This window comes from Streptomyces sp. NEAU-YJ-81 (genome assembly GCF_017592595.1).
GTDB classification, from domain to species: Bacteria; Actinomycetota; Actinomycetes; order Streptomycetales; family Streptomycetaceae; genus Streptomyces; species Streptomyces hygroscopicus_B.
The window spans coordinates 32,736-54,174 of the sequence record NZ_JAGFNO010000030.1 but is presented as its reverse complement, the minus strand read 5'-3'; the positions used below and the strand labels follow the sequence as shown (position 1 = coordinate 54,174).

The following is a 21,439-nucleotide window of genomic DNA, read 5'->3' as shown; positions in this document are numbered from 1 at the left end:
GTGGCGGGGCCGACGGGGCTGAGGGACCGTCGGGCCATGACTCGACACAACGAAACGGCCGGTCTGCCCGGCGAAGAGCAGGTCACCCTCCGCAGCCCGGCCGAGCTCGCCGATGCCCTGCCTTATGTCCTGGGCTTTCAGCCTGACGACAGCATCGTGATGATCGCGCTGCACGGCTCCCGCGGCCGGTTCGGCGGCAGGCTGAGGCTCGGCATTCCCCGGATCCCGGAGGAGTGGCCCGAAGTCTGCGACCAGCTCGCCGAATGCCTGATCGGCGGCAGCGAGCGGCGTGGCGGGCGGCCGGACGGAGTCGTTCTGTTCCTGTGCCAGGAGCCGGCCGAGGGCGAGTCGGGGGAGGAGGCGATGGAGCGGCTGCGGCCACTCGCGCAGCGGCTGCGCACCGCGTGCGGCGGATTGGAGGTGCCGGTGTTCGAGGCGCTGTGCATCTCCGGCGGCCGGTTCTGGTCGTATGTCTGTCCCGACCGGCGCTGCTGCCCGCCGGAAGGCGTTCCGCTCGCCCTGCCCGGCACCTCGGTCATGGCCGCGGCGGCGACGTTCGCGGGGGTCCAGGTGCGCGGCTCGCTGCGCGAGATGGAGGCCAGGCTCGCCCCGCTCGGCGCACCCCGGGCCGACGGGCAGGAGCGGGCGCTGGACGCGGCCGGGGCCGAGCTCGTGCCGAGGATTCTGGACGGTGCTGAATCCACGACGGTATGTGCGCAAACCCTCGGTCTGGTGGGCCGGATGCTGGACACCTTCCAGTCCGCGCCGTCGGCCGCCGACGCGTGTGCGGCCGATCTTCACGATGACCGGCTGCTGGACGATCGGGAAGCGGCCGCGGTGATCATCGGGCTGCAGGACCGACGGACCCGGGACCGGGCGGCCGGGTGGATGGAGGAAGTGGACGCCGACGCGGCGCTGCGGCTGTGGCGCGCGCTGGCCCGTCGCTGCGTCGGCCCGTACGGGGAGCATGCGGCGGCGCCGCTCACCCTGGCGGGGTGGGTCGCCTGGTCGGCGGGTGATGAGCTCACGGCGCGAGTGGCGCTCGGCCGTGCCCTGCGGGTCGATCCCGACTATCTCTTCGCCAGGCTGCTGCATCAGGCGTGCAATGAGGGGGTCCATCCGAAGCTGCTGCGCCAGTGCCTGCGTCAGGAGGACTCCGACGGGGCCGACCGCGCCGAGCGTGCCGACCTCGCCGACCGTGCCGACCGCGCTGTGCACGCGGCAGTGCACGCGGAGTTGGAGAGGCTCGGCGATCCGGTGGACGCCGAGCCGTTGGAGACGGCCGGAGCGGTCGAGTCGGCTGAGCCAGCCGAGCGGGCCACCCGCGCGGAGGCCGAGGAGGCAGAGGAGACGGAGGAGCCGGCGGAGACGGAGGAACTGGCTGAAGCAGAAGCCAAGGAAGAGCGGCAGTCTGCAAGGGAGTGGCCGGGCGGGACCGTGGGCTCGGGTGGGAAGAGCGGCCCGGCCGGGGCGGCCGCCCCGGGTGGCAGGCGTCGCCCGGAAGGGCGGCCGCGCGCCCGGCGCCGGACCGGTGGACGGGGGACGCGCAGCCGCCGCTGACCCGGACCGGCGGGAGAGCCGTGGGGCGGGGCCAGAGGCGACGAGGGGAGCCCTGGAGCGTGGCCTGGGGTGGACGGCCGGTGGACGGTCGGTGGGTGGGCCGGGGTGCGGTGGTCGGGGGCGTGGGGCGGCTCGGAGGCGTTCGGAAGGAGGTACGGGATTCGTGCAGGCGAGCGCTTGAGAGAGCGATTTCCCGAACATTGGTGATCATGCCCAAGGGCCTGATTATCGTCAGGCAGACGACTATGATCGCGTCATGCCCTACGACCCGTCGGCCTTTCCGGCGTTCGCCGTCACCGTTGATCTGGTCGTGCTCACCGTGCGGCGGCATTCGCTGTGTGCGCTGGCCGTCCGACGCGGGGAGGCGCCCTTCAAGGGGCGGTGGGCGCTACCCGGCGGTTTCGTGCGGGCCGATGAGGATCTCGCCGCCGCCGCTGCCAGGGAGCTGGTCGAGGAGACCGGGCTGCTCGCCCATGACCCCACGCTTCCGGTCCCTCCGAACGCTGCCCATCTGGAGCAGCTCGCCACATACGGCGATCCGAAGCGGGACCCCCGCATGCGCGTGGTCAGCGTGGCGCACCTCGCGCTGGCACCCGATCTGCCCGCGCCTCGGGCCGGAGGCGACGCGCACAGTGTGCGCTGGGCCCCGGTCGGATCGCTGCTCGACCAGGACGGGGCCTTCGGCCGCGACGGCGATTTGGCCGCCCCGCTCGCCTTCGACCATGCCCGCATCCTCGCGGACGGGGTCGAGCGCGCCCGCTCCAAGATTGAGTACTCCTCGCTGGCCACCGCCTTCTGCCCGCAGGAGTTCACGGTCGGCGAGCTGCGCCGGGTGTACGAGGCGGTGTGGGGCGTGGCCCTGGACCCGCGCAACTTCCACCGCAAGGTCACCGGCACCCCGGGATTCCTGGTGCCCACGGGCGGTACGACGACCCGTCAGGGTGGCCGTCCCGCCCAGCTGTTCCGGGCCGGAGGAGCGACGCTGCTCAATCCGCCCATGCTCCGTCCCGAGGTGTGACGAGCCATGACACGACGAATCCACGGGAGAGCTATGTGCCGAAGAAATAGGACATAGCGGGTTAACGTGCTCCGGTACGCCACCAGTCCCCACGTGCCATCGAGCGGTTCCATGCCCCGCGGGAGAAGCCATGATCCAGGCCACCGGACTGACCAGCACCCCCCGCCGCAACCAGCCGCCCGTTGTCGACGACCTCACCTTCGAGGCCCCGGCGGGCCGGGTCACCGCACTGCTCGGCGGCCCAGGCGCGGGCAAGACCACCGCCCTGCGGCTTCTGCTGCAGCTCGACCGGGGCCATGGCTCCGCCTTCTTCCGGGGCCGCCCCCTGCACCGCATCCGGCGCCCGGCTCATGAGATCGGCGTTCTCCTCGAGGACGTCCCCGGTCACCCCGGCCGCACCGTGCGGGGGCATCTGAGGATGCTCGGTGCCGCGGCCGGGGTGCCCGCCGCACGCGCCGATGTGGTGCTCGACGTGGTCGGCCTCACCGATCTGGCGGACGAGCGTCTCGGTGATCTGTCGACCGGGGCGGAGCGTCGTCTCGGGATCGCCATCGCTCTTCTCGGGGATCCGCACACCCTGGTGCTCGACGAGCCCGCACGGGGCCTGTCGGCCCGGGAGACCGCCTGGCTCTACGGGCTGCTGCGCCAATTCGCCGCCCAGGGCGGCGCCGTCCTCGTCGCCACCGAGAACGCCGAAGGCGCCATCCGCGTCGCGGACCAGGTGCTCACCCTGGAGTCGGGCCGACTGGTGGCCGATCAGCCAGTGGACGAGTTCGCCCAGACCCGGCTGCGCCCCCGTGTCGTGGTCCACTCCCCGCTCGTCGGCCGGCTCGCCGCCGTCCTGGAGGAGGAGGTCCACGCCGCCCGTCAGCTGGCCGAGGTCAAGGCGGAGGAGGAGGCCCGGGCCGCGGCCGAGCTCGCGGCCAAGGCCGAGGCGGCAAAGGCCGACGCCGCCCCGTCCGACGTCGCCGAAGGGGGCGACGCGACCAAGGGCGAGGGTGCCGGGCCCAAGGTCAGGAAGAGGGCGATCTGGCGCAAGGTCAGGAAGGCCCAGCCCGCTGCCCGGGGCGCCGCTGTCGGGGCCGAGGCGAAGAAGGCCACCGCGGAGGCCGCGGCCAATGACAAGGCGGCCCAGCCGGACGACAAGGCGCCCGAGCCGGACCACAAGACGGCCAAGTCGGATGGCAAGGCGGCCAAGTCGGACAAGGCGAAAAGGGCTGTCCCCGCCCCCGTCCCTGTCCCCGCCGCCTCTGTGCCCGCCCCCGCTGCCGACGCCGATGCGGCCGTCGCGCGGACTGGGGCCGTGGCCCGGGCCGAGGCCGAGGAGGAACCGGTCCCCGCGCCCGCCGACCCGTTCTCCGTGGTGCGGGACGACGAGACCCACATCTCCGTCTACGGCCTGTCCCCCGCCTCCGTCGGGGAGACCGCCTACCGCCACGGCATCGTGGTCCACCGGCTGGTCGAAGAGACCGCAGATCTGGGCCCGGGCACCTCCGCGGGCGCCCGCGCCCGCGACCCCGAGGCACCCCCGATGCGTCTGCTCCCCAAGCTCCGCTTCCCCGGCCCCGCCTGGCCGATGCGCTACGAGCTGCGCCGCACCACCGGTGTACGGACCGGCTGGCTGATCGGCGTCGCCGCCATCGTCGCCTCCCTCCTCGCCTCCGTGCTGCTCGCCCGCACGGGTGGCGTCGGGGAGCTGCACCGGCTCACCGGCTGGCCCGCCGATCTCCCGCTGCCTCCCGTCGCCATCGCGGCCGGCCTGCTGGGAGCCCTCGCCTTCGGGGACGAGTTCCGCTTTCCGGCACTGGCCGCGACCCGGGACGCCGTGCCCCGACGGCTCGGACTGCTGGCCGCCAAATTCGCGGTCTGCGCGGCCGGTGCCATCATGCTGTCGCTCGGCGTCATCGTGCTCGACAGCGCGGCGCTCCTGCTGCTCGTCGGCGGCAACGCGGTACCGCTGCCGGGCGACTGGCCGGAGTTGGTGGTCGGCGTCTTCGGGCTGACCATCGGCTCGTCGTGGGCCGGGCTGCTCGCCGCCGGAGTCTTCCGGTCCACCGCCCTCGGGCTGGCCACCCTGCTCGCCGTGCCGATCCTCGCGGTGCCCGTCGTCCAGCGCGCGGCGGAGGATCCGTCGCTGCGATCGCTGGTCATGCTGCCGCACCGGCTGCGCGCGGCGACGCTGGACCGGCCGCCCTCCATGATCGACCGAGGGCTGGCGGTCGCGCTGCGGCTCGCCTCCCAACCGGTCGGGCAGGCCCTGATGTTGTCGGTCGCCGTCCTGCTGTGTGCCTACGCCATCACCGGCCTGCGCGGCAGGAGCACTCGCCAGTAGTACCCACCCCACCCCGGGCCGGGCCGCCGGGCCCGGTCCGCCGGTCGCCCGCCCGCGAAGCCAGTGGATCAGGCCCGAAGTGGATTCGCACACCCATAGCGCGAACTGCTCGCAACTCCCCGCAGCATGCTTCTTTCTGTCCGATTGAGCGTCAATTATGAGGTAATGGGCGATCACCCTTTCGTGTGCTTTTCACCAAAGACCTCAAGGGCTTCCGAGGCGTCGCCGACAAAGGATGCGTGAGTACCCTTGCGCACACCACGATGACCGCGGCTCGCCCCGCCGACTCCGGCCTGGCCGGTTCGGGCGAGCTTGACCGCTACTCCTACGCCGACGCCCCCGGCGCCGGCCGCGGCAGCGCCCCCTCCTCCTGGGACGGCGCCGAGGCAGAGATCGGCCGGGTGGGCCGACGCGCGGCCGGCAACCGGGGCCGCGGGCTGCACGGCCAACTCGTACAGCAGCTGGGCCAGATGATCGTCTCCGGCGACCTGGGTGCGGACCGTCCGCTCGTCCCCGAGGAGATCGGACAGCGCTTCGAGGTCTCCCGCACCGTCGTACGGGAATCGCTGCGCGTCCTCGAGGCCAAGGGCCTGGTCAGTGCCCGCCCCAACGTGGGCACCCGGGTCCGCCCGGTCAGCGACTGGAATCTGCTCGATCCGGACATCATCGAGTGGCGCGCGTTCGGCCCACAGCGCGACGACCAGCGTCGCGAGCTGTGCGAGCTGCGCTGGACCATCGAGCCGCTGGCCGCCCGGCTCGCCGCCGGGCACGGCCGTGAGGAGGTGCAGCAGCGGCTCGCCGACATGGTCGAGATCATGACCCATGCGCTGACACAGGGTGACACCCTCACCTTCTCCCGCGCCGACGCCGAGTTCCACGGGCTGCTGCTGCAGGTCGGGGGCAACCGGATGCTGGAGCACCTGGCGGGCATCGTCGCCGCCGCGCTCCACGTCTCCGGGGCGCCCGTCTCCGGCTGCGACCGCCTCAGCGAGGCGGGAGTCACCCACCACCGCAGGATCGTCGAGGCGATCGGCGAGGGCGACGCCGCGGCGTCCGAGGCGGCGATGCGCCAGCTGCTGACCGTCCACCCGGATCTCGATCATGCCGAGGTCGGGGTGCCCGCGCCGCGCGAGCACTGATCCGTCGGCGCGTCCGGTGCCCGGATCCCCGGGCGCCCGGAGCGTGCCGCGTACGACGTACGGCAAGGCGGTGTCAGTAGGCGGCGAGTGCCGGCCCGATGGATGCCGTACGGCGTACGAGAGGGCGTCGCCGGATCCCGCGCCGCGGGTTCGGCGGCGCGGCGCGACCGATCGGTCGGCACCGTACGACTCCCATCGGTGCGCGACTGGGAGTTTTCTGTCCCGTTGGATGGGCATTAAGACCGTTATGGGGTGTGACTCGGGCCACGAGTATTGGGCGTAACGCTCTTTGGGGTAGCGCGATGATTAAAGAGGTGGCAGCCGCGGAGGGAATACGGATGTCGCTCGTAACGCTGTACTCCTCCGCACTCCGCCCGCGCCGTCGGTTCATCCCTGCCGGCGGTCGTCGGCTCCGGTCCCCACCGGACTGAGCCGGAAGCCGTTTCCAACGTTCCGAGAGGTTGTTCGTGTCGGCCAGCACATCCCGTACGCTCCCGCCGGAGATCGCCGAGTCGGAGTCTGTCATGGCGCTCATCGAGCGGGGAAAGGCTGAGGGGCAGATCGCAGGCGACGATGTGCGCCGGGCCTTCGAGGCTGACCAGATTCCGCCAACCCAGTGGAAGAACGTACTGCGCAGCCTCAACCAGATCCTCGACGAGGAGGGTGTGACGCTGATGGTCAGTGCCGCAGAAGCGCCCAAGCGCACCCGCAAGAGCGTCGCAGCGAAGAGCCCGGCAAAGCGCACCGCCACCAAGACTGTCGCGGCCAAGACGGTTACCGCCAAGAAGGCCCCCACAGCCCCGGCCATTCCATCGGCGGACGCCGGCGATATCCCGGCCGATGAGGCCGCGGCGTCCCCCGCGAAGAAGGCCGCCGCCAAGAAGGCCACGGCCAAGAAGACGGTCGCCAAGAAGACCACCGCCGCCGCCAAGAAGACGGTCGCGAAGAAGACCACCGCCAAGAAGGACGTCACCGACGAGCTTCTCGAGGGCGACGAGGTCATCGAGGAGGCCGCACCGGGCAAGCCCGGTCCCGAGGGCGCCGAGGCCGAGCCCGAGAACGCGGGCTTCGTGCTCTCCGATGAGGACGAGGACGACGCCCCAGCGCAGCAGGTCGCCGCGGCCGGTGCCACGGCCGACCCGGTCAAGGACTACCTCAAGCAGATCGGCAAGGTCCCGCTGCTCAACGCCGAGCAGGAGGTCGAGCTCGCCAAGCGCATCGAGGCCGGTCTGTTCGCCGAGGACAAGCTCGCCAACTCGGACAAGCTGGCCCCCAAGCTCAAGCGTGAGCTGGAGATCATCGCCGAGGACGGCCGCCGCGCCAAGAACCACCTCCTGGAGGCCAACCTCCGTCTGGTGGTCTCCCTGGCCAAGCGATACACGGGCCGCGGCATGCTCTTCCTGGACCTCATCCAGGAGGGCAACCTCGGTCTGATCCGCGCCGTCGAGAAGTTCGACTACACCAAGGGCTACAAGTTCTCCACGTACGCCACCTGGTGGATCCGTCAGGCGATCACCCGCGCCATGGCCGACCAGGCCCGCACCATCCGTATCCCGGTGCACATGGTCGAGGTCATCAACAAGCTGGCGCGCGTCCAGCGCCAGATGCTCCAGGACCTGGGCCGTGAGCCCACCCCGGAGGAGCTGGCCAAGGAGCTCGACATGACCCCCGAGAAGGTCATCGAGGTCCAGAAGTACGGCCGTGAGCCGATCTCGCTGCACACCCCGCTGGGCGAGGACGGCGACAGCGAGTTCGGTGACCTCATCGAGGACTCCGAGGCGGTCGTCCCGGCCGACGCGGTCAGCTTCACCCTGCTGCAGGAGCAGCTGCACTCCGTGCTCGACACGCTCAGCGAGCGTGAGGCGGGCGTGGTCTCGATGCGCTTCGGCCTCACCGACGGCCAGCCGAAGACCCTCGACGAGATCGGCAAGGTCTACGGCGTGACGCGTGAGCGCATCCGTCAGATCGAGTCCAAGACGATGTCGAAGCTGCGCCACCCGTCCCGCTCCCAGGTCCTCCGCGACTACCTGGACTGATGCGGACCGCCGCCGCATAAACCGAAGCGGTACAGCGCGAAGGCCGGGCCCCTCGAGGGGCCCGGCCTTCGCGGTGCCGCGGCGCCGTGTTCCCCGCTTGGCCCACTCGGGATGCGGTTTGCGACATAGGGGGTAACTCTGAGTGTGCGAGACGCTCCGTATGGTCAGGAGGCTGCATGCGTACGTCGCTCCGCTCGCTCCTCGTCGTCCTGGTGGTGCCGCTGGCCGCCGCGCTCGCGATGGTGCTCACCGCGCCCGCTCCGGCGACGGCCGACCGTGTCGTGATCGGCGGGCATCCGGCCCGTACGGTCGAGGCGCCCTGGACGGTGGCCCTGGCCAGCCGTGCGCTCTTCGGGGAGAAGAGGTCGGGCCAGTTCTGCGGCGGGGCGGTGGTGGGGCCCACGACGGTCGTCACGGCGGCCCACTGTCTGAGCCGTGGGGTGCTCGGCATGGACTGGCGGCAGGTCAATGACCTCAGGGTGATCATCGGCCGCAATGACCTGCGGAAGAGCGACGGGGTGGAGTACCCGACGGCGCGCGTGTGGGTCAATCCGGCGTACGAGGGCGACAACAGGGCCGGGGACATCGCGGTGCTCACCCTGGGGGTCGCGGTGCCGGCGCCCTACACCATCCCCATGGCGGGCAGCGGCGACCGGGCGTACCGGCCGGGGGAAAAGGCCGCGGTGTACGGCTGGGGCGATACGCAGGGCGATGGCAGCTATGCGTCGGCGCTGCGCACGGCGTCCGTGCAGGTGCTGGCCGACACGGTCTGTGAGCGCGCCTATCCGGGCAACGCGGAGGGGGACTATGACCCGCGGTCCATGGTCTGCGCGGGGGTGCCGGACGGGGGCCGGGACGCCTGCCAGGGGGACAGCGGAGGGCCGCTGGTCGCCCGGGGGCGGCTGGTGGGCCTGGTGTCCTGGGGCAGCGGATGTGCTGAGGCGGGGCGGCCCGGTGTCTACACGAGGATTTCGGCGGTGGCCGATCTGGTGGCGGCCCATGGCTGAGGCGAGCCCCGTGATGGCGGTGGATTCTGGAGGGAGCCCCGGAGGGCCCGTGGGGTTGTGCGGACGGGCCCACGAAACGAGCGTGGGCGGCCGCCCCACTCGGGGGCAGACCGCCCGGGATCCGGCCCTGAACCGGCGTCGCTCGTCGTCGTGGGTGTGAGGCGTCAGCGTTCGTCGTCGGACGCGGACGCCGGAGCTGCGGTGAGCCGCTCGGTCTCGTCCTGTATTTCCGCGGCGATCTTCTTGAGTTCCGGCTCGAACTTGCGCCCGTGATGGGCACAGAAGAGCAGTTCACCACCGCTGATCAGCACCACGCGCAGGTACGCCTGGGCGCCGCAGCGGTCGCAGCGGTCAGCGGCCGTCAACGGGCTCGCGGGGGTCAGAACAGTAGTCACGTCGCCTCTTCTCTAGCTCGACGAGCTGTCGTACCAGGGTCAACATCCAACCAGCCTGAAATCGTTCCCGCTCGTGGCTTTTTCCCAAAAATTGCTTCTGAGTAGGCCGGATGGTGACGTTTGGCGGCGAATGAGCCGTATTGCCTAGCTTTGGTGTATCGAGTCGTTTGTCTGGTTCACGCTCCCGGCCGGGTTGCCGGTTGTGAATGATGACGTGCCCGGAGCCTAAATGGTTCATGCCTGAAAGGGAACGTGATGTGTGCGTCACCGCCGTCAAGTATCGAACGTACGAGCGAAACGGTGGCCGGTGCGACTAGCATGGACGTTTCAACGGGTGGCGGCACAAAGGCTCTATCAGGCCTCGGTACGCTCTGACGGGCGACCATGCCACCATCGTGCCCACAGCTGGGCCAACCAGAAATTCAGCGAGGAGCGAACCGCGTGACCGCCGACACGTCCGTGCCGTCCACTGCGCTGCTGACCGGAGCAGACCGGGGCGGCTCCAACTACACCGCGCGGCACCTTCTCGTCCTCGAGGGGCTCGAGGCAGTGCGCAAGCGCCCTGGCATGTACATCGGCTCGACCGACAGCCGTGGACTCAGCCACTGCCTCTGGGAGATCATCGACAACTCGGTGGACGAGGCCCTGGGCGGCTTCTGCGATCACATCGAGGTGATCCTCCACGACGACGGCTCGGTGGAGGTGCGCGACAACGGCCGGGGGATCCCGGTGGACGTCGAGCCCAAGACAGGGCTGTCCGGCGTCGAGGTCGTGATGACCAAGCTGCACGCCGGCGGAAAGTTCGGCGGCGGCTCGTACGCGGCCTCCGGCGGCCTGCACGGCGTCGGCGCCTCCGTGGTGAACGCGCTGTCCGCCCGTCTCGACGTGGAGGTGGACCGCGACGCCAAGACCCACGCGATCAGCTTCCGCCGCGGCGTCCCCGGGATCTTCACCGAATCCGGGCCGGACGCCCCGTTCGACCCGTCCAGCGGCCTCCTCAAGGGCAAGAGGGTCCCCAAGACCCGCACCGGCACCCGCATCCGCTACTGGGCGGATCGCCAGATCTTCCTCAAGGACGCCAAGCTCTCCCTGGAGACGCTGTACGCCCGCGCCCGGCAGACCGCGTTCCTGGTGCCGGGGCTGACCCTGGTCGTCCGGGACGAGCGGGCCCTGGAGGGGCGGGAGGGGCCGGTCGAGGAGACCTTCCGTTACGACGGGGGCATCAGCGAGTTCTGCGAGTACCTCGCCCAGGACAAGGCCGTCTGCGATGTGCTGCGGCTGTCCGGGCAGGGCAACTTCAAGGAGACCGTGCCGGTCCTCGACGAGCGCGGCCATATGACGCCGACCGAGGTCACCCGCGACCTGGGCGTCGATATCGCGCTGCGGTGGGGCACCGGATACGACGCGACCGTGAAGTCGTTCGTCAACATCATCGCGACCCCCAAGGGCGGCACCCACGTCGCCGGCTTCGAGCGCGCGATCGCCAGGACGGTCAACGAGGCGCTGCGCTCCGCCAAGCTGCTGCGCGTCGCCGAGGACGACGTCGTCAAGGACGACGCCATGGAGGGCCTGACGGCGGTGGTGACCGTCCGGCTGGCCGAGCCGCAGTTCGAGGGCCAGACCAAGGAGGTGCTGGGCACCTCGGCGGCCTCCCGGATCGTGGCCAATGTGGTCTCCAAGGAGCTCAAGGAGTTCCTGACCTCCTCCAAGCGGGATGCCAAGCAGCAGGCCCGCGCCGTCCTGGAGAAGGTCGTGGCCGCGGCCCGTACGCGCATCGCGGCCCGCCAGCACAAGGAGGCGCAGCGCCGTAAGACCGCGCTGGAGTCCTCCTCGCTGCCCGCGAAGCTGGCCGACTGCCGCAGCGACGACGTGGGCCGCAGCGAGCTGTTCATCGTCGAGGGGGACTCGGCGCTGGGTACGGCCAAGCTGGCCCGGAACTCCGAGTTCCAGGCGCTGCTGCCGATCCGCGGCAAGATCCTGAATGTGCAGAAGTCGTCGATCTCGGACATGCTCAAGAACGCCGAGTGCGGCGCGATCATCCAGGTGATAGGGGCCGGATCGGGCCGGACCTTCGACATCGACCAGGCGCGCTACGGCAAGGTGATCTTCCTCGCCGACGCCGATGTCGACGGCGCGCACATCCGCTGTCTGCTGCTGACCCTCTTCCAGCGCTATATGCGGCCGATGGTCGAGCAGGGACGGGTCTTCTCGGCGGTGCCGCCGCTGCACCGGGTGGAGCTGGTGAACCCCAAGCGGGGGCAGAGCAAGTACGTCTACACCTACTCCGACCAGGAGCTCCAGGAGACGCTGCTGGACCTCCAGCGCCGCGAGGTCCGCTACAAGGACGGCATCCAGCGCTACAAGGGTCTGGGCGAGATGGACGCCGACCAGCTCGCGGAGACCACGATGGACCCGCGCCACCGCACCCTGCGGCGCATCAACATCAGCGACCTGGAGGCCGCCGAGCGCGCCTTCGACCTGCTCATGGGCAATGAGGTCGCTCCCCGTAAGGAGTTCATCACCAACTCGGCGGCGACTCTGGACCGGTCGCGCATCGACGTCTGACGCCCGGCCTGTCGCCGCGGCCGGTTCGGCGGGGTCTCCCACCCGGGAGGCCCCGTCGGCGTTTTCCCGCCCGGCTCGCGCCTGGAGTGCCGATTCCGGGCTGTTCATCACCTGAGTCACCTGATGGGGTGAACGTCCGGTATTGAAGGGTCCTGGATCTTTCTGATCTGCCCATCCTTGGTCACGCGGCGAATGCGGCAGTGAACAAGGAGTGTTCGGGGTGGACATGCACAACGCTCGCGATACGGGAGCGGCGCGGGTGGAAGATCCGTGGTACGACACGCTCGCGTCCGGCTGGGGCGAGCCGGACGACACGGACAGCGGAGCTCGGCGCGCGCGTCCGCCCGCCGCCCGGGAGGTCTACACGGAGGTGCACGGCAGCGCCGCCTTCCAGGAGGTGCGCCGGCGCTACCGCCGGTTCGTGTTCCCGGCGGTAGCCGCGTTCCTCCTCTGGTACCTCGCCTATGTCGTCGCGGCGACCACCGCCCCCGGTCTGATGGCCCGCCCGGTCGTCGGCACGCTCAATGTGGCGATGGTCGCGGGGCTCGGGCAGTTCGCCACCACCTTCCTGCTGACCTGGGCGTACGCCCGGCACGCACGGCTGCGCCGGGACCGGGTCGCGCTCGAACTGCGCTGGGTGACGCAGGAGATGATGCGGGGGCGCGGCCGGTGACCGGCGATCAGCAGAGCCTGGCGCTGCTGCTCTTCGCCGTCTTCGTGGCGGCCACCTTGGGGATCACCACCTGGGCGGGGCGCCGGCGGCACGGCTCACCGGAGGAGTTCTACGCGGGTGGGCGGCTGTTCTCCCCGATGGAGAACGGGTTCGCCATCGCGGGTGACTACATGTCCGCCGCCTCCTTCCTCGGCATCTCCGGGCTCATCGCGCTCTTCGGCTACGACGGGGTGCTCTACTGCGTGGGCTTCTTCGTGGCCTGGCTGGTGGTCCTGCTGCTGGTGGCCGAACTCGTCCGCAACTGCGGCCGGTTCACCCTGGCCGATGTGCTGGCCGCCCGGATGCGGGAGCGCCCGGTCCGGATCGCCGCGGGCGTCTCCTCGGTCACGGTCTGTGTGCTCTATCTCGTGGCCCAGATGGTCGGCGCGGGCAGTCTGGTCGCCCTGCTGATCGGGGAGACGGGCGGCCGTGCCCGCGCCTGGACGGTGATCGGCGTGGGCACCCTGATGGTGGTCTTCGTGGCGTTGGGCGGGATGCGGGCCACGACCTGGATCCAGATCGTGAAGGCCGCGCTGCTGATGGGCGGGGCGATCGCGCTGACCACCCTGGTGCTCATCCGCTTCCGCGGCGATCTCGACGCCCTGCTCAGCACCGCGGCGCGGAACAGCGGACACGGCGTGGACTTCCTCGCCCCCGGCCTCACATACGGCGGCGGCTGGACCGCCCGGCTGGACTTCGTGAGCCTCGGCCTGGCCCTGGTGCTGGGCACCGCCGGGCTGCCGCACATCCTCTCGCGCTTCTACACCGTGCCCACCGCCCGCGCCGCCCGCCGCTCGGTGATCTGGTCCATCGGGCTGATCGGCGGCTTCTACCTGATGACGATCGTGCTCGGCTTCGGCGCGGCCGCCGTGCTGGGCACCGACGCCGTACGGGCTTCCAACGCGGCCGGGAACACGGCCGTTCCGCTGCTCGCGCTCGACCTCGGCGGCGGCGCCGGATCGACCGGGGGCACGGTGCTGTTCGCGGTCGTCGCCGCCATCGCCTTCGCCACCATCCTCGCCGTCGTCGCCGGGATCACCCTCGCCTCCTCGGCCTCCGTCGCCCATGACCTGTATGGCTCGCTGAGCCGACGGGCGGGCCGCACACCGCGCGGCGAAGTGGTGGTCGCGCGGATCGCCGCGGTGGGCATCGGGGCGGCCGCGATCGGGCTCGGGCTGCTCGCCGACGACCTCAATGTGGCGTTCCTGGTGGGGCTCGCGTTCGCCGCCGCCGCGTCGGCGAACCTCCCGGTGCTGCTGTACTCGCTGTTCTGGCGGCGGTTCACCGCGCGCGGCGCGGTGTGGTCGGTCTACGGGGGGCTGCTTCCGGCGGTGGTGCTGGTGGTGCTCTCCCCGGTGGTCTCCGGTGGCCCGCACGCGATCTTCTCGGGGGTGGACTTCCACCTCTTCCCGCTGCAGAACCCGGGCCTGGTCTCGGTGCCCCTCGGGTTCCTCGCGGGCTGGCTCGGGACGGTCACCTCACCCGCGCCCGCCGACGTCCCCGGCCATGCCGCCAAGCACGCCGAGACGGAGGTGCGGGCCCTCACCGGGGCGGGCGCGGCCTGACGGGCAGGGGTTAAGGGCGGGGCTCAGACCCACACATACCGGTGCTCGGGACGGCCGGTCTCGCCGTATTTGAGGCTGAGCCGCACCCGCCCGGTGCGCTCCAGCAGCTTCAGATAGCGCTGCGCGGTCTGCCGGCTGAGCGAGGAGCGCTCGGCCACCTCCTGCGCGGACAGCGGGCCCTCGGCGCCCCGCAGCACCTCCCGTACGAGATCGGCGGTGAGTGCCGAGTGGCCCTTGGGCAGCTCGGCGGGGCCGGCCGAGGCGCCGCCCAGGGCGCCGAAGATCCGGTCCACCTGGTCCTGTCCGGCCTCGCCGTCGCCCTCCAGCGCACGGCGCAGCGCCGCGTACCCCCCCAACTTGGCGCGCAGCCCCGCGAAGGTGAAGGGCTTGACCAGGTACTGCAGCGCACCATGGCGCATCGCCGCCTGGACGGTCGCGATATCGCGGGCCGCGGTCACCATGATGATGTCGGTGTGGTGGCCGAGCTGCCGCAGCCGCCGCACCAGCGACAGCCCCGTCTCATCCGGCAGATAGTGGTCGAGCAGCACCAGGTCGACGGGGGTGGTCTCCAGGACGGCCAGCGCCTCGGCGGCGGAGTGCGCCTGCCCCGCGACACGGAAACCGGCCACCTTTCCGACGTACGCGGCGTTGACCCGGGCCACCCGGACGTCGTCGTCCACGACCAGCACCTCCAGGAGTCCGCCCGGTCCGGATCCAAGGGTCATCGCGGCTCTCCTGTCGCGGTCAGCGGCGTCCCGGCCGGCTGTTCGGTCAGTGCCTCGGGGAGGACGACGGTGAACTCCGCGCCCCCGCCCTCGCGGTCGGACACGCGGACGCTGCCACCCTGGCGTCCGGCCAGGCGGCGGACCAGCGCGAGCCCTATGCCGCGTTTGCCGTGCGCGGGCGGCTCCTTGGTCGACCAGCCCTCGGTGAAGACCACATCGCGCCGGTCGGCGGGGATCCCGGGGCCGGTGTCGGACACCCGCAGCAGCACCGTACGGTCGTCCGCGCACAGCTCCACCTCGACGTGCGGTTCCCGCGAACCGACCGCCGCGTCCAGGGCGTTGTCGATGAGATTGCCGACGATCGTCACCAGCCCCGGCGGGTCCACCAGCCGGTTGGGCAGCAGGCTGTCCTCGGCGACGGACAGCGAGACCCCGCGTTCGGTGGCGACCGTGGCCTTGCCGACCAGCAGGGAGGCCAGCAGCGGATCGTGCACCCGCTCGGTGACCTGCTCGGCGGTGGCCCGGTGCACCCCGATCGCCTCGGTGATGAACTCCACCGCCTCGTCGTGCAGTTCGAGTTCGAGCAGGCCCAGGAGGGTGTGCATCCGGTTGGCGTGCTCATGGTCCTGCGCCCGCAGGGCGTCGATCAGCCCCCGGGTGCCGTCCAGCTCGCGGCCCAGCCGCTCCAGTTCGGTGCGGTCGCGGAGAGTGACCACCGCACCGCCGTCGTCCGTCGGCATCCGGTTGGCGACCAGCACCCGGCCGCCGCTGACGGTCAGCAGATCGGCGCCGGTGACCCGGCCGGACAGCACACCGGTCGTACGGCCCGGGGCGAGCACCGCCTCCAGGGGCCGGCCGGTGTCCTCGGGGCACAGATCCAGCAGCCGCTGCGCCTCGTCGTTGACCAGCCGGATGCGGCCGTGGGCGTCGAGGGCGACGACGCCTTCCCGGATGCCGTGGAGCATCGCCTCGCGCTCGGCGAGCAGCGCGGAGATATCGGAGAAGGCCAGATCATGGGTGCGTCGCTGGAGCCGGCGGGCGACCACATACGCCGCCAGGGCGCCGACGGCGAGCGCGCCGCCCGCGTAGGCGAGCATCTCCGGGACCGAGGCGACGAGCCGGGCGCGCACGCTCTCGTAGGAGATGCCCACCGAGACGGCGCCCACGATACGGCCGCTCTCGGCGCGCAGCGGCACCTTGCCGCGGGCCGAGCGGCCGAGGGTGCCCTCGTCGATCTCCATGATCTCCCGGCCCTCGATGGCGTCGGTGGGGTCGGTGGAGACATGCTTCCCGATCTCGCCCGGGGAGGTGTGCGACCAGCGCACCCCGCGCCGATCCATGATCACGACGTATTCGGCGCCGGTCGCCCGGCGGATGCGCTCCGCCTCGGTCTGCACGGGTCCGTCGGGGGTGGGCCGGGTGTGCTGGAGCGCCTCGGCCAGCCGGGGCTCGGCGGCCGTGGTCTGGGCGATGGCGAGGGCGCGGCGCATGGCCTGGTCGTCGAGGTGGTCGCTGAGCGGCGCGAGGAAGAGGCCGGTCGCGAGCACGGTGACACCCGTGGCGATGGCCAGCTGCATCAGCAGGACCTGGGAGAAGACGCGTCGGGGCCAGCCGATGCGCCACCTTGTGGCCGTGGCTGTCTGCCCCGGCGGTATCGCGGCGCTCATGGCAACGAAGGGTAACCAAGGGCGGGCCGGAGGGGCCGCGTCAGGACCCCGGGGAGGGGGCCGGGAGCGGCGATCCCGGGGTGGCATGGCGTGTCAGAGAGGGGCGGCGATCTCGGAGTGCCACGGGCGCGGGGCGTGGGCTCAGAGGCGGCCGGCGGCCATCGCCCGTACGCCATGCGCGGGCTGCCTCGCGGCCCGGATCCCGACGACCTCCATCCGGGCCGGGGAGCCCAGCGGCAAGCCGCAGCTCTCCGGCCGCGGCGGCGCCGTGGCGACCTGCGCGACGCTCACCCGCCAGGCCCGGCCGTCGCGGTGCGCGACGGTCACCGACCAGACCGGGGCCTCGCCCTCGGTCCCCGCGACGGTCAGCGCGTCCGCCCCGTCCTCGCCGGTCAGCTCGCGGACGGCCAGCTCCGCCGCCTGGCCGGGGCGCTCCCAGGCGGAGCGGCCACGGCAGCCCTCGGTGACCACCCGGCCCTGCCGCAGCGCCTCGATGACGTCCTTGACGCCTTGCGCGGTGGCACGGCCGTAGGTGTAGCCGTGCGGCAGCACGACGAGGGTGGGGGAGAAGCGATGGCCGCCGATATGAGTGATCTCCCAGGTGCCGTGGACACCGGAGGCGGCCAGCTCACCGGCCAGCGGGCGGCCGAGGAGGGCGCAGCAGCGGTCGCGCTTGCCGTTGGTGCACACCAGCACCAGCGGATCGCCGGTGTACTCCTCCCAGGCCGCGGGGTCGTGGGGGCGCAGGGTGAGCCCGCCGGGGTCGCCCGCGCCCAGCGCGGCGAAGTCCAGGCCGAGCAGCCGTGCGGGGTCGTCGAGGGCGGTGGTGCGGATCCAGGAGCGGCCGGGCCGGGTGTGGGCCACGAAGACCCGGTGCCGCGCGCCGGTGTGCAGATCGGCGTGACGGCCGGGGCGGCGGATCAGCGCGACCCGTACGCCGGTGTCCTCGGTGGCGTGCTCCAGCGCGCGTCCGAGGGCCCTGTCGAGCCTGCTGGCGGTGAGGGCCTCGGTGCCCCAGGGCCCGGGCTGTTCCACCAGCAGCCAGGTGGGGGCGGTGGCCGCCGTCCCGGCGAGCGGCTCGGACAGGTCGCGGGAAGCGGTCGCGCACGTGCTCACGAAGGTAAGCCTAACCTCTCTTGATCGATAGTGCGCGCCGGAGCCGTGAGCGCGCGCCGTGCGTGCGCACCGGAGCCCCCGGAAGAACGAGCGGCGGGAGCCGCATGGGCGCCTTACGGTCCGCAAGCGGCGGAGGGTGGCAGTCCGCATCCCGCCGTGTGCCTGCCGTTCCATGGGGTGGGAGCCAGGCGCGACAATGGCGCTTCGGGGGTGGAGGGGGCGGATATGGGCGGTTTATGGGCGCGATGGCGCAGGCGCCGGGGGAGACGCGGGGCGCGCTCGCTGGACCCCGGGCTGAGGGCGATGGTGAGGGCGGCCTACGACGAGGGGCGGCCGATTCCCGAATCGCTCGCCCGTAAGGCGGCCGAGGCCGGTGATCCGCGGGGGATGACCGTCTACGGCATCGGGCTGGGCGAGCGGGGCGCGTACGCCGAGGCGGTCCACTGGCTCGGCAAGGCCGCCGCGACGGGTGACCTCTCGGCCATGGTGGTGCTCGGCACCGTCCACCTGGACCGCGGTGAGCTGGCCGAGGCGGAGCGGCACTTCCGGCGGGCGGCGGACCGCGGCCACGCCGGTGCGCGCCTCGCCCTCCGGCAGCTGCGCGCCCGGCGCAACGGCAGCGGCCACTGACACGTGTGCCGTGACCTTCCGCCGCCCGCGAGGGTCGGGGCCTTCCGTAAGCCTTCCGCCGTCCCAGGGCGCCGGGGCCAGGGGAGTGATCGGCGCGGGTGCCTGTGAACGCCGTGGGCGCCCGTGAACGCCGCGGGGGCCTGTGAACGCCGCGGGGGCCTGTGAACGGTGAGGGTGCCCGCGAAAGCCGCAGGGGCCCGTGAACGGCAAGGGGCGCGGCACCCTCGCGGTGCCGCGCCCCTGCTGCGCGCTCGTCCTGTTCGTGCCGGGCTACACCGGCCCGGCCACCACCGTCACCGGCTTGGCGAGCGGCTCACCCGAGCCGTCCCGGCGCGGGTCGATCTCCGGCAGCGCCGCCGGGGTTCCGTTCGCCCCCGCCGCGCGGGCCGGGGTCGCGCCCGCCCAGGCCAGGACCAGGATGTCCTCGCCCTTCAGGAACCGCTGGCAGCGCACCCCGCCCGTGGCCCGGCCCTTGCGCGGGTACTGGTCGAAGGGGGTGAGCTTGGCCGACTGCTGTACCGAGTCATCGAGCGTGCCGCTCGAGCCCGCGATCGTGAAGACCACCGCGTCGCTCGCCGGGTCGACGGCCGTGAACGAGATCACCTTGGCGCCGGAGGCGAGCTTGACGCCCGCCATACCGCCCGCGGCGCGTCCCTGCGGCCGCACTTGGCTCGCCGCGTAGCGCAGCAGCTGGGCGTCGTCGGTGATGAAGACCAGATCCTCCTCGCCGGTGCGCAGTTCCACCGCGCCCACGATCCGGTCGCCCTCCTTGAGGCCGATGACCTCCAACTCGTCCTTGTTGGCCGGGTAGTCGGGGACCACGCGTTTGACAACGCCCTGCTCCGTGCCGATCGCGAGCCCCGGTGAGGACTCGTCCAGGGTGGTGAGGCAGATCAGCTCCTCGCCCTCCTCCAGGGAGAGGAACTCGGCGATGGGCGCTCCTCCCGCCAGATTGGGCGGCCCGGCCGACTCCGGGAGCATCGGGAGGTCGATCACCGTGAGCCGCAGCAGCCGCCCGGTCGAGGTCACCGCCCCCACGGATCCCCGGGCCGTCGCCGGGACCGCCGAGAGGATCACATCGTGCTTGGCGCGCTTGGCCTTCCCCTCGACCGGGAACGGCTCGCCGTCGGCGGTACGGGCCAGCAGCCCGGTGGAGGACAGCAGCACCCGGCAGGGGTCGTCCGCGACCTCCAGCGGCACCGCGGTCACCGGTGCGTTCGACGACTCCAGCAGCACCGTCCGGCGCGGGGTGCCGAACTTCTTGGCCACCGTGGCCAGTTCGCCGGAGACCAGCTTGCGCAGCTCGGCGTCGGAGTCGAGGATCCGGGTCAGCTCCTCGATCTCGGTGTTGAGCCGGTCGCGCTCCGACTCCAGCTCCAGCCGGTCGAACTTGGTCAGCCGGCGCAGCGGAGTGTCCAGGATGTACTGCGTCTGGACCTCGGAGAGGCCGAAGCGCTCGATGAGGGACCGCTTGGCCTCCGCCGCGTTGTCGCTCTGCCGGATGAGGCGGATGACCTCGTCGATGTCGAGGAGGGCCACCAGCAGACCCTCGACCAGGTGCAGCCGGTTGCGCCGCTTGGTACGCCGGAACTCGCTGCGCCGCCGGACCACGTTGAAGCGGTGGTCGAGATAGACCTCCAGCAGCTCCTTCAGCCCCAGCGTGAGCGGCTGGCCGTCCACCAGCGCCACGTTGTTGATGCCGAAGGACTCCTCCATCGGCGTGAGCTTGTAGAGCTGCTCCAGCACGGCCTCGGGGTTGAAGCCGTTCTTGATCTCGATGACCAGCCGCAGCCCGTGCTCGCGGTCGGTGAGGTCCTTGACGTCCGCGATGCCCTGCAGCTTCTTCGCGCCGACCATGTCCTTGATCTTGGAGATGACCTTCTCGGGTCCCACGGCGAAGGGCAGCTCGGTGACGACCAGGCCCTTGCGGCGGGGCGTCACGTCCTCCACGGCCACCGTGGCGCGGATCTTGAAGGTGCCGCGCCCGGTCTCGTACGCGTCCCGGACGCCGCTCATGCCGACGATCCGGCCACCGGTCGGCAGATCGGGGCCCGGCACATGGCGCATCAGGGTGTCGAGGTCCGCGCCCGGGTGCCTGATGAGATGGCGGGCGGCGGCGATGACCTCGCCGAGGTTGTGCGGCGGCATATTGGTCGCCATGCCGACCGCGATCCCGGACGTGCCGTTGACCAGCAGGTTCGGATAGGCGGCGGGGAGGGTGACCGGCTCCTGCTCACTGCCGTCGTAGTTCGGTGAGAAGTCGACCGTTTCCTCGTCGATCGACTCCGTCATCAGCGAGGTCGCCGACGCCATCCGGCACTCGGTGTACCGCATCGCGGCGGGCGGGTCGTCGTTGCCCAGGGAGCCGAAGTTCCCGTGGCCGTCGACCATCGGCAGGCGCATGGAGAACGGCTGCGCCATGCGCACCAGCGCGTCATAGATCGACGCGTCGCCGTGCGGATGGAGCTTTCCCATCACCTCACCGACGACGCGGGCGCACTTGACGAAGCCGCGCTCGGGGCGCAGCCCCATCTCGTTCATCTGGTAGAGGATGCGGCGGTGCACGGGCTTCAGCCCGTCTCGGGCGTCGGGCAGCGCGCGCGAGTAGATGACCGAGTAGGCGTACTCGAGGTAGGAGCCCTGCATCTCGTCGACGACGTCGATGTCGAGGATGCGCTCCTCGAAGTCGTCCGGCGGCGGGGTCTTCGTGCTGCGGCGGGCCATCGCGCTTGCGGCTCCTTCAACTGCCGATGCGGGATCTGACGCGGACCATTGTGGCCCGGGCCGCCGACAAGTGTGGAACGGCCCGGGGTCGCAAGGGCCGGAGCGGGTCCCGAAACCGGGTCCGGCGGCCCCGTGTGACGGCCCCTCGAAGGGCGCCGCGCGGCGCCGGAGAGGCTGCGGAAACGGTTCGCGGCAGCTCGGGAGGACGGGAACGGACCGGAACTTCGCCAGATGTCCGTCCCCTTGCA

The 21,439-nt window shown here is 71.7% G+C and carries 15 protein-coding genes; 10 read left to right on the top strand and 5 right to left on the bottom strand.

Features of this window, described 5'->3' with window-relative positions; all coding sequences use genetic code 11:
* Window positions 1-36: 36 nt before the first annotated feature.
* The 6 genes from J5X86_RS40290 to J5X86_RS40265 all read left to right on the top strand — a co-directional run bounded on the left by J5X86_RS40290 (window position 37) and on the right by J5X86_RS40265 (window position 9,092).
* Window positions 37-1,560, top strand: coding sequence for a DUF4192 domain-containing protein (locus J5X86_RS40290; protein ID WP_208521599.1), 1,524 nt, complete (start codon window positions 37-39; stop codon window positions 1,558-1,560).
* A 256-nt stretch (window positions 1,561-1,816) separates the two neighbouring features.
* Window positions 1,817-2,578 (top strand): NUDIX domain-containing protein, encoded by a 762-nt coding sequence (locus tag J5X86_RS40285; protein WP_208521598.1) that lies wholly within the window; start codon window positions 1,817-1,819, stop codon window positions 2,576-2,578.
* Between the two features lie 130 nt (window positions 2,579-2,708).
* Window positions 2,709-4,910 (top strand): ATP-binding cassette domain-containing protein, encoded by a 2,202-nt coding sequence (locus J5X86_RS40280; RefSeq protein ID WP_208521597.1) that lies wholly within the window; start codon window positions 2,709-2,711, stop codon window positions 4,908-4,910.
* A 185-nt stretch (window positions 4,911-5,095) separates the two neighbouring features.
* The gene (locus J5X86_RS40275) at window positions 5,096-6,049 is read left to right on the top strand and encodes a FadR/GntR family transcriptional regulator (RefSeq protein WP_308124866.1); all 954 of its coding nucleotides are present in this window, start codon (window positions 5,096-5,098) and stop codon (window positions 6,047-6,049) included.
* A gap of 461 nt (window positions 6,050-6,510) precedes the next feature.
* The gene (locus J5X86_RS40270; protein ID WP_279595663.1) at window positions 6,511-8,085 is read left to right on the top strand and encodes an RNA polymerase sigma factor; all 1,575 of its coding nucleotides are present in this window, start codon (window positions 6,511-6,513) and stop codon (window positions 8,083-8,085) included.
* A gap of 176 nt (window positions 8,086-8,261) precedes the next feature.
* Window positions 8,262-9,092: a trypsin-like serine protease gene (locus J5X86_RS40265; protein WP_208521594.1), complete on the top strand. Its 831-nt coding sequence runs from the start codon at window positions 8,262-8,264 to the stop codon at window positions 9,090-9,092.
* Window positions 9,093-9,256: 164 nt separating this feature from the next.
* On the opposite strand, the gene J5X86_RS40260 is transcribed toward J5X86_RS40265, so the two are convergent.
* Window positions 9,257-9,487, bottom strand: coding sequence for a hypothetical protein (locus tag J5X86_RS40260; protein WP_030842698.1), 231 nt, complete (start codon window positions 9,485-9,487; stop codon window positions 9,257-9,259).
* A 441-nt stretch (window positions 9,488-9,928) separates the two neighbouring features.
* On the opposite strand from J5X86_RS40260, the gene J5X86_RS40255 reads away from it, so the two are divergent.
* The 3 genes from J5X86_RS40255 to J5X86_RS40245 all read left to right on the top strand — a co-directional run bounded on the left by J5X86_RS40255 (window position 9,929) and on the right by J5X86_RS40245 (window position 14,329).
* Window positions 9,929-12,052 carry a type IIA DNA topoisomerase subunit B gene (locus J5X86_RS40255; protein WP_208521593.1) on the top strand — a complete coding sequence of 708 codons (2,124 nt, stop codon included), beginning with the start codon at window positions 9,929-9,931 and terminating at the stop codon, window positions 12,050-12,052.
* 220 nt (window positions 12,053-12,272) lie between these two features.
* Window positions 12,273-12,725, top strand: coding sequence for a DUF485 domain-containing protein (locus J5X86_RS40250; protein WP_208521592.1), 453 nt, complete (start codon window positions 12,273-12,275; stop codon window positions 12,723-12,725).
* A complete protein-coding gene (locus tag J5X86_RS40245) occupies window positions 12,722-14,329 on the top strand; it encodes a cation acetate symporter (protein ID WP_208521591.1) in 1,608 nt (535 codons plus the stop codon). The genes J5X86_RS40250 and J5X86_RS40245 overlap by 4 nt, the downstream gene beginning before the upstream one ends.
* Before the next feature lie 23 nt (window positions 14,330-14,352).
* Here the strand turns inward: J5X86_RS40245 and J5X86_RS40240 are convergent, their stop codons facing one another.
* The 3 genes from J5X86_RS40240 to J5X86_RS40230 all read right to left on the bottom strand — a co-directional run bounded on the left by J5X86_RS40240 (window position 14,353) and on the right by J5X86_RS40230 (window position 17,837).
* The gene (locus tag J5X86_RS40240) at window positions 14,353-15,054 is read right to left on the bottom strand and encodes a response regulator (RefSeq protein WP_208521590.1); all 702 of its coding nucleotides are present in this window, start codon (window positions 15,052-15,054) and stop codon (window positions 14,353-14,355) included.
* Window positions 15,051-16,721 carry a sensor histidine kinase gene (locus tag J5X86_RS40235; RefSeq protein ID WP_208521589.1) on the bottom strand — a complete coding sequence of 557 codons (1,671 nt, stop codon included), beginning with the start codon at window positions 16,719-16,721 and terminating at the stop codon, window positions 15,051-15,053. The genes J5X86_RS40240 and J5X86_RS40235 overlap by 4 nt, the downstream gene beginning before the upstream one ends.
* 141 nt (window positions 16,722-16,862) lie before the next feature.
* On the bottom strand, window positions 16,863-17,837 hold the full coding sequence (locus J5X86_RS40230) for a sucrase ferredoxin (protein WP_208521588.1): 975 nt from the start codon (window positions 17,835-17,837) through the stop codon (window positions 16,863-16,865).
* 303 nt (window positions 17,838-18,140) lie between these two features.
* On the opposite strand from J5X86_RS40230, the gene J5X86_RS40225 reads away from it, so the two are divergent.
* Window positions 18,141-18,467: a tetratricopeptide repeat protein gene (locus tag J5X86_RS40225; protein WP_243982712.1), complete on the top strand. Its 327-nt coding sequence runs from the start codon at window positions 18,141-18,143 to the stop codon at window positions 18,465-18,467.
* A 270-nt stretch (window positions 18,468-18,737) separates the two neighbouring features.
* Here J5X86_RS40225 and J5X86_RS40220 read toward each other — a convergent pair whose 3' ends face one another.
* Window positions 18,738-21,191 carry a DNA topoisomerase (ATP-hydrolyzing) subunit A gene (locus J5X86_RS40220; protein ID WP_208521586.1) on the bottom strand — a complete coding sequence of 818 codons (2,454 nt, stop codon included), beginning with the start codon at window positions 21,189-21,191 and terminating at the stop codon, window positions 18,738-18,740.
* Between the last annotated feature and the right edge of the window lie 248 nt (window positions 21,192-21,439).

Bases quoted from the DNA above. Each gene is read 5' to 3' on its own strand.
- J5X86_RS40280 (WP_208521597.1), top strand. From the start codon at position 2,709: ATGATCCAGGCCACCGGACTGACCAGCACCCCCCGCCGCAACCAGCCG.
- J5X86_RS40240 (WP_208521590.1), bottom strand. From the start codon at position 15,054: ATGACCCTTGGATCCGGACCGGGCGGACTCCTGGAGGTGCTGGTCGTG.
- J5X86_RS40235 (WP_208521589.1), bottom strand. From the start codon at position 16,721: ATGAGCGCCGCGATACCGCCGGGGCAGACAGCCACGGCCACAAGGTGG.
- J5X86_RS40290 (WP_208521599.1), top strand. From the start codon at position 37: ATGACTCGACACAACGAAACGGCCGGTCTGCCCGGCGAAGAGCAGGTC.
- J5X86_RS40285 (WP_208521598.1), top strand. From the start codon at position 1,817: ATGCCCTACGACCCGTCGGCCTTTCCGGCGTTCGCCGTCACCGTTGAT.
- J5X86_RS40225 (WP_243982712.1), top strand. From the start codon at position 18,141: ATGGTGAGGGCGGCCTACGACGAGGGGCGGCCGATTCCCGAATCGCTC.
- J5X86_RS40265 (WP_208521594.1), top strand. From the start codon at position 8,262: ATGCGTACGTCGCTCCGCTCGCTCCTCGTCGTCCTGGTGGTGCCGCTG.
- J5X86_RS40220 (WP_208521586.1), bottom strand. From the start codon at position 21,191: ATGGCCCGCCGCAGCACGAAGACCCCGCCGCCGGACGACTTCGAGGAG.